This window comes from Streptomyces sp. XM4193 (genome assembly GCF_023072595.1).
Classification (GTDB): domain Bacteria; phylum Actinomycetota; class Actinomycetes; order Streptomycetales; family Streptomycetaceae; genus Streptomyces.
Genome location: NZ_JALLGK010000006.1, coordinates 148,399 through 159,685 on the forward strand (window position 1 = coordinate 148,399; position 11,287 = coordinate 159,685).

6 protein-coding genes are annotated in these 11,287 nt (G+C 71.5%); 2 read left to right on the forward strand and 4 right to left on the reverse strand.

The annotated features are described in order from the left end of the window. The first annotated feature begins 301 nt into the window (after positions 1 to 301). Complete coding sequence (locus MTQ01_RS17445) at positions 302 to 580, forward strand: hypothetical protein (RefSeq protein WP_247491486.1); 279 nt, start codon at positions 302 to 304, stop codon at positions 578 to 580. A gap of 989 nt (positions 581 to 1,569) precedes the next feature. Here the strand turns inward: MTQ01_RS17445 and MTQ01_RS24995 are convergent. From MTQ01_RS24995 to MTQ01_RS17470, 4 genes are all read right to left on the reverse strand, one after another. Then, entirely contained in the window at positions 1,570 to 7,680 is a 6,111-nt protein-coding gene (locus MTQ01_RS24995) for an RHS repeat-associated core domain-containing protein (protein WP_282613816.1), read from the reverse strand. 253 nt (positions 7,681 to 7,933) lie between these two features. Beyond that, positions 7,934 to 8,608, reverse strand: a complete 675-nt coding sequence (locus MTQ01_RS17460) for an HAD family hydrolase (protein ID WP_247491487.1) — start codon at positions 8,606 to 8,608, stop codon at positions 7,934 to 7,936. Positions 8,609 to 8,780: 172 nt separating this feature from the next. After that, complete coding sequence (locus MTQ01_RS17465) at positions 8,781 to 9,365, reverse strand: flavin reductase family protein (RefSeq protein ID WP_374207776.1); 585 nt, start codon at positions 9,363 to 9,365, stop codon at positions 8,781 to 8,783. Position 9,366: 1 nt separating this feature from the next. Further along, the gene (locus MTQ01_RS17470; RefSeq protein ID WP_247491488.1) at positions 9,367 to 10,332 is read right to left on the reverse strand and encodes a TIGR03557 family F420-dependent LLM class oxidoreductase; all 966 of its coding nucleotides are present in this window, start codon (positions 10,330 to 10,332) and stop codon (positions 9,367 to 9,369) included. 210 nt (positions 10,333 to 10,542) lie between these two features. Here MTQ01_RS17470 and MTQ01_RS17475 point away from each other — a divergent pair, with 210 nt between their 5' ends. Next, positions 10,543 to 11,178 carry a uridine kinase gene (locus MTQ01_RS17475; RefSeq protein WP_247491489.1) on the forward strand — a complete coding sequence of 212 codons (636 nt, stop codon included), beginning with the start codon at positions 10,543 to 10,545 and terminating at the stop codon, positions 11,176 to 11,178. Positions 11,179 to 11,287: the final 109 nt, after the last annotated feature.

Consider the following 11,287-nt stretch of genomic DNA (forward strand, 5'->3'; position numbering starts at 1 on the left):
GATAACACCTTGCTCTGGACTGCCGCGGCTGGTGGTGGCGGCGGTGGAATGGGCCGTGACGGTCGGTCGGGTACGACGGCTGCGATGGTCGCGGGTATGTCATGCATTCGGTGGCCGGCGGGCTTCGGATTGGCCGTGTGACGCGCATCACACGACCGCTCGCAACGACGCGGACTTCCCGGGATCCGATGCGGAAGAAAAACCGACGGGTAACCAATCCGTGGGACGCGCGGCTCCGTAGAGACACTGTGCACCGCGCACGAACAGACACCTGGGAGTCATCGTGAAACACCGTGCGACCATGCAGCGTTGGGCGATCGTCGGCACCGCGGCGGGAGCCCTGATGCTCTTCTCGGGAACCGCCGCCCAGGCCGCTCCCGCCCAGAGCAAGAACACCCAGAACGTCTCACAGAAGGCGGCATCCGCCGACCGCGAGGGCCGTTCCACACAGGGAACGAATTTCTGCCTGCTCTCGATATGCAGTGTCGGCGGAAACGAGAACGGCAACGAACAGGGCGGAATACTCGGGCTTCAGGGAATCAACTTCTGCCTGCTCTCCTCCTGCGAGGTGCGCCCCTGAGCGACGCGCCCATGAGCGGCGGTCGCGGCACAGCACGTGCCGCGACCGCCGCTCAACTGCCGCCTGACTGAGGCGCGTCCGACGGCGGCGCACGCCCGGCCCCCGCGGCGGACGACGCGCGGACCGGGTGGGGCAGCACTGCCCACGGCTCGCAGGCGGCATCCGGGTCGCGTCATCCGGGTCGCGCCGGGCTCCACATCGTTCGGAGACCGGCGCGACCCGCCCCCGCCCCCTCGGCCCTCCTGTGCGAACTTCCCGGCCGAGACACCGCGTCGAACTCCGACCGGCTCCGCGCGAGCAGACAGCGCGACGGCACCCACCACACGCTCCTGCTCGCCGCCCGAATTCAAGGGTTCACGGATACTCGGATCGAAACACCCCCGCGAACCGGAGGACGGATTATCAGCGCCGTGCCGTCCATCTCGACCGACCGCGCCTCCTTCGCACGTCAGCCACTTACTGAGCGACCGATTCCACTCACCCGACAGCGAGTTGACGAACAGAGCAATCGACGAACTCTCTGCCTTTGCGGAACCGTCGGCCCACTGTTCGCCGGATCGGCGCAGAACTGTCGCGAACGAACGGGTCGATGGACTCGCGGTCACCCGCCTTCATTCTCCGGCGAACAAGCTGGCGGTGCTCGGCGACACGACTGATTTCGGTGGCGACTCGGAGGCCGCCAGCACCGCCTCCACCCGCACTTCTTCGCCCGCACGGCACCCCGAAAAATCGTTGGCCACCGCACGGTCCGTTCAGAACTCAGCCTCGTCGACTCGTGATCCGAAAAGCAGCATGCACCGAGCAATTAATTGGCACAACAAGGCACTTGCGAGTGAAATCAACGCTGCTTCGGCGGACAGTGACGCGCAGGCACACACGTCCCGGCGGAGCCAGGCCTCGAACGCCGCAGCCGGTGAGGGCGGGCAGCCCGGAGACCTGAACAGGAACGCATATCCGGCTCGGTGATCGGGCCCGCCCGCGCTGTCGGATCAGTCGAGGTGGACGCCTCCGTGGATGGAACCGGCTTGAATCGCCGTGCCGTTCACATCGCCGCTGAGTCGGTTGGTGACGTGACGTGGGCGAGCACCGCCCGCGCCCTCGCCCTCCAACGGCCAGACCCGTTCGCCGTCGATGTTGACGCCGCCGTCGAGCTGCCCGGTCTGCACCGAGACACCCGGCGAGTGGCCGGGCACGCCGGTGACGTTGCCGGTGATGGTGTTCGCACCCGGCGGGCCCTGTTCACCGATGACGTTGTGGCCGCCGATCTGCACCGCGTTCTGCACATTGCCGTTGACCGTGCCACCGTCCACCACGACCGCGGTGCCGTGCACATCTCCCTCGACCGTGCCGCCCTGCACGACGACGTCCCCGTGGACGTCTCCCTGCCACACCTCGCTGGGACCGACGGCCGGCAGCGGGTTCTGCTCCCCTTCGCAGGGTGCGAGTCCGAGGGGGTCGGTGTGGGTGTGGGGGTTGTGGACGTAGGTGGTGGGGTTGGGGGCGGGGGTGAGTCCGAGGGGGTCGGGGGTGGTGTAGCGGGCGGTGTCGGGGTCGTAGTGGCGGTGGTGGTTGTAGTGGAGGTTGGTTTCGGGGTCGGCGTATTGGCCGGGGAAGCGGAGGGGTGTGTGGGCGGTTGCGTCGCGGTTCCAGCTGGTGGTGCCCCAGAGGGTGGTGCGTGCGTAGGCGGCGATGTGGCCGGTTTCGTCGACGAGTTCGGTGGGGGTGCCGACGAGGTCGGTGATGATGGCGAAGAAGCGGGAGTCGTACTCGTCCTGAGTGCGGGGTTTGCGTTCGAGTTGGGTCAGAGGGCGGTGGCCGTGGTGGTCCCAGGTGAGGGTGATGCCGGTGGTGGTGTCGGTCTGTTCGGCGAGGCGGGTGCCGTCCCAGGTGAAGTGGGTGGAGGACACCGTGGTCGTACGGTCTGGGGACCATTGGTGTTTGGCGGTGCGGCGGCCTAGGGGGTCGTAGGTGTAGGTCCAGAGGGTGCCGTCGGGGGTGGTGCAGGTGGTGAGTTGGTCTTCGGTGTTGTAGGTGTAGCGCCAGATGTGGGGTGCGTGGGAGAGGCGGGTTTTGCGGCGGACGGTGGTGCGGCCGGCGGCGTCGTGGGTGTAGCGGATGCGTCCGGCGGATTGGATGCGGGTGCCGACGTAGGTGCGGTTGCCGCGGGCGGCGCGGTTGGGGGTGCGGTCGGGCCAGGTGGCGTGGGTCTGGTTGCCGGCGCTGTCGTAGGCGTAGGACTCGGTCCAGTTGTCGGCCGTGACGGTCAGGGGGCGGCCGGTGGTGTCGAGTTGGTAGTGGGTGGTGTCGCCGGTGTGGTGGTCGGTGGTGGCGGTGAGGTGGCCGTCGGGGCGGTAGGTGTGGGTGCGGTGGCGCAGGGTGTGGTCGCCGGTGGTGAGGTGTTGGTCGGTGAGGCGGCCGAGGGGGTTCCAGGTGTGGGTGAGGGTGACGGGGTCGAGGTCGCCTGTGGTGTGGCTGGTGGTGGCGGGGGTGAGGGTGCGGGTGGTTTCGCGGCCCAACTCATCGTGGGTGAAGGTGAGTTGGTGGCCTTCGGTGGTGAGGGTGGTGGGGTTGCCGGCGGTGTCGTGGGTGTAGGTGGTGGTGGCGCCGGTGGGGGTGGTGCGTGAGGTGCGGCGGCCGAGGATGTCGTGGGTGTAGTGGGTGGTGTGTCCGTCGACGGTTTCGGCGGTGAGGCGGCCCAGCGTGTCGTAGGTGCGGGTGAGGGTGGAGTGGGGTGCGGCGGCCCCGGTGAGGCGTCCGGCGGTGTCGTAGGTGTAGGTGGTGGTGCCGTCGGGGGTGGTTTTGGTGGTGGGGCGGCCGACGGTGTCGTGGGTGAAGGTGACGGTTTCGCCGAGGGGTGTGGTGCGGGTGGTGAGGCGGCCCGCCGCGTTGTGGGTGTACTGCTGGGTGCGGTTGTCGAAGTCGGACTCGGCGATGAGACGGCCGGCCGGGTCGTAGCGGTAGTCCCAGCTCAGACCCTGGGGGTTGCGGACACCGGTCAGACGCAACTCGGGGTCGTAGACGAACTCGTAGCGCGCGCCGTCGGGATCGGTACGGGCAGCCAGCCTGTCGAAACGGGTGTACTCGAAAGTGGTGACCGCGCCCGTGCTGTCCGTGTGGCTGAGCCGGTTGCCCTCGCCGTCGTACGTCCAACTCTGTGTGCTGCCCTCGTCGTTGGTGCGCGAGAGTAGCCCGCCCTCTGGTGTCCAGACGAGTCGGGTGGTGCTGCCGAGCGGGTCGGTCGTCTCCACCGGGCGGCCGAAGGCGTCCCGGTGGAGAAGGGTGGACGCACCGAGCTCGTCGGTGAGCCGGACGGGCAGGCCCGCGGCGTCGTTGACCGCGTACCTGGTTCCGCCCGCCGGGTCGACGATCGAGGTGACGGCGCCTGAGCTGTCGCGGGTGAGGCGGGTGGTGGCGCCGTCGGGCCCGGTCACGGAGACGGTGTTCCCGCTCTCGTCGTGTTCGAAGGTGATCGTGCTGCCGTCGGGGTTGGTTCTGGTGGTGGGCAGGTGCAGATGGTTGTGGGCGGTGCGGCTGACGGTGCCGTCGCGGTGGTGGACGGCCACCGGATTGCGGTGCTCGTCGTACTCCAGGGTGGTGGTGTGGCCGAGCGGATCGGTACGGCTCAGAAGCAGATCGTCTCGGGACCAGGTCGAGCGGGTGGTGTTGCCGAGCGGGTCCGTCTCCGCGACGACCTGGTGGAGTTCGTTGTACTGGTAGGTGGTGGTGGCGCCGCAGGCGTCGGTGTACAGCGTGACGCGGGCGTCGGTGTCGTACTCGAAGCGGCTGGAGAGCGCACCGTCGGGGCCGACCGTCTCGTGGACGCGGCCCTCGTGGTCGTAGAGGTAGCGGTAGGTGTCCTCGTTGCGGTCGGTCCAGGAGGTGATGCGGCGGTGCTCGTCGTAGGTGTAACGGAGCGGCCGGCCACTGGAGTTCACGATCTCGGCGAGGTTCCCGGCGTCGTCGTAGGCGTAGGCGGTCACCGGGGTCGTCTCGTCGGTACGGGTGTCGCGCACGGCGAGGGCGGTGACGCGGCCGGCGGTGGTGGCGACGTCGACGTGGTAGCCGCCGGTGTGGGTGACGGCGGTGGGCGAACCGTCGGGGGTGCGGTGGAAGGTGATGGTGTTGTGGTTGCGGTCGGAGAGGTGGGCGAGCCAGAGGCGGCGGTCGTCGGCGTCGCCGGTGAGGAAGTGGCGGGTGATGCCGCTGCGCGGCTCGGTGACCAGGTAGGTGGTGACGCCGTTCTCGTCCGGGCCGGTGAGGGTGAGGTGGGAGAGGTCGCCTTCGAGGGGGGTGACGGTTTCGTCGGGGGTGGTGGGGAGGGTGGGGTAGCAGAAGACGGCTGAGTCGTGGCGGGACCACTGGGCGCCGCCGTGGGCGTCGAGTTCGAGGCGTTCGTCGAAGGTGGAGGACCAACTCGGGCCGTAGAACTGGCCGTAGCGGTAACCGGTCTTGTGCTTGCGGCGGACGACCAGCGGAAGGATGCCGGGCAGCGAGAGGTCGGTCTCCTCCATCAGCATCTGGCCGGTGGCGGCGTTGACCGGGTCCGTCGGGCACTCGGTGGCCCGCTCGTGCTGCGACGCCTCCTGCGGATCGGCCGTCGCATCCGCGAGAGGCTCGGGGCTCACCGGAGGAGGCGGCGGCGCCGCATCGCTCTCGGGGCTGTCGAGTACCGGGGAGTCGGAGGCGTCCGCACTGTCGGTGTCGGAGGCGTCCGACACGTCGTCGGAGCCGTGGCCGTCGCCGCTGTCCGCGGTGGCGGGCCCGTCGTTGCCGGGGGTGTTGCCGGTGCCGGCGTCGGCGGGCGTCGGACCGGACGGCGATGTGGCCGCCTCGGGCCGGGCCGATCCGGTCGGCGGCGCGGAGTCGGACTGGGTCGGAGCGCCGCGGTCGCTGCCGGAAGGAGAGGCGGAGGCGGACGCGTCGGACGGGGACGCGGAGCCGGACGGGGACGCGGGACGGGACGGGGACGCGTCGCCGGACGGGGAGGCCGGGCCGGACGCCGAGGCGGGCTGCGCGCTGCCGGGCTGCGCACCGTCGCCGCCCGTCGTTGTGGGGGCGACGGTTGCCTGGCTCGGGATCTGGGAGCCGGCGGCAGGTGCGTCGGCGGCACCCGGGGCACCTGCCACGGGCGGGGCACTCGCGGCGGTGGCGGCCGGTTGCGGGGTCGTGGACGGGGCAGCGGCGCCTCCGTCCGGCCCCGGACGACCCGTGGGCGCGGCGCTGTCGGCGCCGGTCGAGGCGTGGGCCGGTGCCGGTGCCGGCTCGCGAGCGGTGTCAGGAGCCGGGCCGTCCGAACGCGGCCCCTCCGGAGCCGGAGCCGGAGCCGGCCGGGGCGCGTCGCCCTCGGGCGCGGGCGGCACGGGTGCGGGCCGTACGGAGTCGCCGTCCGGCGCGGGCCGGGGAACGTCGTTGTCGGGCACGGTAGTTGAGCGCGGACCGTCCGCCTCGGGGGACGTGCGGGGCGCGTCCGGGCCCGATGCTTCCGGGCTCGACACAGCTGGGCTCGACGGGCCCGGTGCGGGCCCGGCTTCCGGTGCGGGGCGGGGGCTCGGGTCCGGCGCGGGCCCGGGGTCCCAGGCAGCCCCGGGGTCCGGCGCGGGCCGGGAGTCCGGTGCGGGGTCCGGTGTGGAGTGTGCGCTGCGATCGGTGGAGGGGCCGTCGGAGGAGGACGCGGACGGCTCGGGTGATGTCGCGGAGTTTCCGGGGTCGGGCCGCTGGGTGGTGTCTGCGTCCGGGGCCGGCGACGCTGAGGGCGAGTCGGCGGCGCTGTCGGCAGAGCTCGGCGGCCGGCTGGAGTCGGACGCGGCGGGATCGGAGCCCGACTCCGGGGCGCCGGGGGCGTCGAAGGGGTTGTCGGGGTAGGACCGGTCGCTGGTGTCGGCGGGGCGCGGGTAGTGGCTGGCGCCGTCCGAACCGTCACCGCCGTCCGAGCGAGTGCCGTCCGAACCGCTGGGTGTGCCGGCGCTGTCCTGCCCGCCGCCGGGAGCGGTGGCGCTGGAACTGCCGTCACCGGGACCGGAGTTGGGCGAGGCCGCACCGGACGGGGCGCCGCTGCCGCCGGGCGCACCCGAGCCTGCCGGCGCACCGGAACCACCAGGCGTACCGCTGCCCGAGGGTGCGGTACTGCCGCCGCCCGCGCTTGTCGAACCGTCGGAGCCGGTGGAGCCCGTCGACCCATCGGAGCCGGTGGAGCCCGTCGACCCATCGGAGCCAGTGGAGCCCGTCGAGCCGTCGGAGCCGGCCGCACCGTCGCTGCCGGTGGAAGCGGGCCCGTCGGAGCCGGTGGAGCTGTCCGCGCCCGAGGCTGTGGTGTCGGCGCCGTCCGTGCCGGAGGTGGTGCCGTCACCGGCGGAGTCGCTGTTGCCGCTGTTCTCGACCCCTCGACGCGCCGAACTCCCGGCCTGCGAGGCGAAGTTGTCGACGAAGTTGGACCCGGCGTTCTGCACCTGGTTCCTGGCCTCGTTCAAACCGGCTTCGCCGCCCTTGTCCACGGCGCTGCCGAAGTCGATGCCGTCCTGGGCGCCGAAGTGCTGGTTGGTGAACTGCCGCGCCAGGTCCTGGACCATTGCCTGGATCGCCTTCATCGCCGTCTGTTTGAGCGCGTCGACGATCGTGTCCAGCAGCGCTTTCGCCGCCCACTTCAGGACTTGCGTCAAAATCGTGCGCGCCGCCGCGTAGAAACCACCACTGGCCAGCGCCGACAACCCGAACGTCGGCGCCGCAGCAGCCGCCGCAGCCGCCAACTGCACCAGAAACACGATGACCTGAATGATCACCGCGATCTTCAACCCGATCACGATCCCGGCCGCGACCTGCAACGTCGTCGCCAACACCGTCGCCGCCGTACGGGCATCATCCAGATAACCGCTGCCCGTCCCCGAAAACTCCCGCCACGACTCGTTGAAACCCTCGATCGAGGTACCGAAGTTCTCCGAGGTGACGTTCCCCGCCGCCTTGCTCCCCGCCACCTGCAACGCCTCGAGATCCATCGCGAACTGGATCCACGCCTGCGCCGACTCCATCAGCTTGGACTCATCGGCCTCCGGCCAGTTGAACCCCAGCATCCCCAGGCCCTTTTCGACCTCGGCAGGCAGCATCATCCCCACGGCCGGTTTCCCCCTCGCACTACAGACACGGCTGCTTCACCGACACCCTAACCGGGCCTCCCTGACCAGCCACAAGGCCCGGAGACCGACCGCCGTGCACTGGCGGCGCCCGAGCCGACCGGCGCCCGTCACTCCTCAACCGACGGTCGCTCGGGGCCAGTTGGGGCAGTCCGAAGCGGTGGCCGCCACAACTGCGGTACGCGGGACTCGGGCACGTAAGGGGGGTACGCGGGTGTACGGCAGCGCCTCAGCCGGAGGCGGCCCGGGCGAAGGCGCTGTCGTCGAGCGAGTCCAGCAGTTCGGCCGGGTCGCGGTACACCTCGGCTGCTCCCGCCTCCACGAGGTCGGCCTCGGGCAGGCCGCCGCTGAGCAGCCCGATCGCAGTCACCTCGGCACGGGCGGCGGCGCGCATGTCCCACACCGAGTCGCCGACGAAGACCGCGTGGCCAGCCGGGACGGAGGCCATCCGCAACGCGCGTTCGACCTGCTCGGGGTGGGGTTTGCCCCGGGTGACGTGTGCGCCGCCGGCGATGTCGGTGATGGCGTCGTCGGCGTCCAACGCCCGCAGCAGCGCGTTCAGTTCGGTGTCTCCCGCGGAGGTCACCACGACGATGCGCCAGTCGCGGTCGGCGAGCTCGCGCAGCAGGTCGCGGGCTCCGGGCAGGACGGGGATGCGGCCGAACCAGGTGCCATAGAGCACGGTGTGGGCGCTCTTGAGCGCTTCGTCGCGATCGGTGTCCCGGTCGGGGCCGAGGAGACGTTCGAGGAGGTCGGTGGCGCCCAACCCGATGGCGCGGTGGATGGCGGCGGTCGGCACCGTGTGGCCGGCCTGACGGAAGGCCTCCCACCAGGCCACCACATGGAGTGCGTTGGTGTCGGTGAGGGTGCCGTCCATGTCGAAGAGTGCGACGCGGTCGGTCATGGTGCTGTTCCGTTCAGTGGTGCCGTTCCGTTCACTGGTGCTGTTCCGTTCGGTGGTGCTGTTCCGTTCACTGGTGCTGTTCCGTTCGGTGGTGCTCCGTCGCCTCCGGGTGCGCGCCCGGGGTCGTGGAGGTCTGCGGGTGTCGCGGTGCCCGGAGTGCGTCCCGGCGGGTTCACGGGTGGCCCGGGTCGAGGTGCAGGGTGTCGTCGAGCGAGAGGAACGCGCCGCGCGTCCGGTCCCGGGGCACCGCTGCCCGCACCGGGTCCAGCAGAAAACCCTCGTGGTCGCCACCGTCCACGCGGCCGAGCACCGCGCCGACGCACCACGCCGCGGCCTCCTCGAGGACTGGTACCCCGCATGGGCCCCAACGCCACTGCACACGGGCGAACTTGTCGGTCTCGTCGCCCGTCTCGCCGCCGAAGAGCCGTGCCAGGTCGAGGCGTTCGGGGTCGAGCAGATGGACGCCGAGGTGGTCGGCGCGGTCGGCGATCCGCCAGATGCGGTTGACCCGGGAGAGCCAGACGGCGAAGCGCACCGGCCTCAGCGAACACTGCCCGGCGAAGCCGACCAGGCAGCCGGCGCGCTCTCCCCCGGCCGCGGCGGTGACGATCTGGACCGGCTGGTCCAGCAGCGCGGCGTACGCCTCGGCGCTGCTCGATGCCTCCGCGGCCGGCGAAGACGGGGCCGACGAAGGCGGTGCCTGCGACGACGGGGCCGGCGAGGGCTCGCCGCGGGCTCCGTCCGGTGGGTCCGGCACGCTACAACCTCCGCAGCGCGGGCAGGAGTTCGCGCTCGGCCCAGTCGATGAACGGCTGCTGGTGCGCGCCCCCGACCTGGACGAGCGCGATCTCGGTGAACCCGGCCGCCGCGTACGGGCGCACGGCCTCGACGAAGTCCGCCACATCGTCGCCGCAGGGCACCGCGGCGGCGACGTCCTCGACGGTGACCTGCTCGGTCGCACGGTCGAAGGCGACCGGCCCGGGCAGCTCGGAGTTGACCGGCCAGGCCCCCAGGGCCCATCGGAACTGGTCGTGCGCGCGGGCGCGGGCCGCCCGCGGGTCGGGGTCGTAGCAGACCGGGAGCTGGCCGACCCGGGGTTTGCCGGCGCCGCCCGCGCGGTCGAAGGACTCCAGCAGCTCGGCGCGCGGCTCGGTGGCGATGACGAGGTCGGCCACGCGTCCGGCGAGCTTCGCCGAGCGAGCGCCCGAGACGGCCAGGCCGATGGGCGGCAGCGTCTCGGGCAGGTCCCACAGCCGGGCGTTGTCGACGTCGAAGTGGGTGCCGCGGTGGTTGACGTTGCCGCCCCGAAAGAGCGCGCGGATGATCTCCACGGCTTCCTCCAGCGCCTCCAGACGGGTCTGGGCGGACGGCCAACCGCCGCCCACCACGTGCTCGTTGAGGTTCTCCCCGGAGCCGAGGCCGAGGCGGAACCGTCCCTCGGCCAGGAGCTGGGTGGTGGCGGCCTTCTGGGCGACGACCGCCGGGTGGTAGCGGGTCGTCGGGCAGGTCACGTACGTCATCAGCGGGATGCGGCTGGTGGCCTGGGCGGCGGCCCCGAGGACGCTCCAGGCGTACGGGGCGTGGCCCTGCGAGGCGAGCCAGGGGAAGTAGTGGTCGGAGGTGACGGAGAAGTCGAAGCCGGCCTTCTCCGCCGCCACCACATGGGCGACGAGCTCACGCGGCCCGGCCTGTTCGGTCATCATCGTGTATCCGATTTGCACCATATACCCCGCTGTAGCCCGCTCCGGACCGGGTGAAACATCCCCTTCACAGCCGACGGCCCAGGCCGCACCGGGGCACGTCCCGGCGGCGAGCGGGCCGACTGCTGCACCCTGGGCAGGGCACTGCCGGGCCCGTATCTTGGGGTCGACCCGAGGCATCTGCGCACACCCCGTCCGCGACCGCACCGGCCAACCCGAGCAGGCGACATCGACATGAGCACTCAGCCCTTCGACCGCGATCCCGCCGCCTGGAGCGTCGGCGAGCTGGCCTCCTGGCTGGCCGGGGCACCGCCCTCGTGCGGGCCGGTACGACTGCTGAGCATCGACGGCCACGCGGGTTCCGGCAAGACGACGCTGTCCGCCCAGCTGTCCACGCTGCTGGGCGGGGCACCGGTGCTGCACCTGGACGACCTCAGCCGACACCAGGAGCTCTTCGACTGGACCGAACGCCTCGGCGACCAGGTCATCCGCCCGCTCTCCCGCGGGCGCACCGCCCGGTACCAGGTGTACGACTGGGTGCATCGGCACGCGATCCACAGCGCCGAGCTGCCGCCCGCCCCCGCGGTGCTGATCGAGGGCGTCGGGGCGGGCCGACGAGCACTGCGTCCCCATCTGTGCGCCGTGCTCTGGTTGGACCTGCCGCGCGAGACCGCCTGGGAGCGGGGCCTGCGCCGGGACGGCGAGGAGCTGGCCGACTTCTGGAGCGAGTGGACGGCCGAGGAGCGAGCACACTTCGCCGACGACCCGACCCTGCCGTACGCGCGCTATCTGGTGCGCCAGTCGGAGGGAGATTTTCAGGTTCTTCCCGGGCCCGCCCACCCGCTGCAATCGGTGCGCACCCGACCGTGAGCGCCCGGGACCGAAGCGGCGCGAACCGGAGGGTTCAACTACGGAGAGTGTCCAACTGTCAGCTCCCCGTGGCGTCTTCGGTGGCCAGCGCACAGCGCCCGCCGGCGGT

What these genes read in the sequence shown, in the direction of transcription:
- MTQ01_RS17460 (WP_247491487.1), bottom strand. Translation starts at nt 8,608, where the DNA reads ATGACCGACCGCGTCGCACTCTTCGACATGGACGGCACCCTCACCGAC.
- MTQ01_RS24995 (WP_282613816.1), bottom strand. Translation starts at nt 7,680, where the DNA reads ATGATGCTGCCTGCCGAGGTCGAAAAGGGCCTGGGGATGCTGGGGTTC.
- MTQ01_RS17445 (WP_247491486.1), top strand. Translation starts at nt 302, where the DNA reads ATGCAGCGTTGGGCGATCGTCGGCACCGCGGCGGGAGCCCTGATGCTC.
- MTQ01_RS17475 (WP_247491489.1), top strand. Translation starts at nt 10,543, where the DNA reads ATGAGCACTCAGCCCTTCGACCGCGATCCCGCCGCCTGGAGCGTCGGC.
- MTQ01_RS17470 (WP_247491488.1), bottom strand. Translation starts at nt 10,332, where the DNA reads ATGGTGCAAATCGGATACACGATGATGACCGAACAGGCCGGGCCGCGT.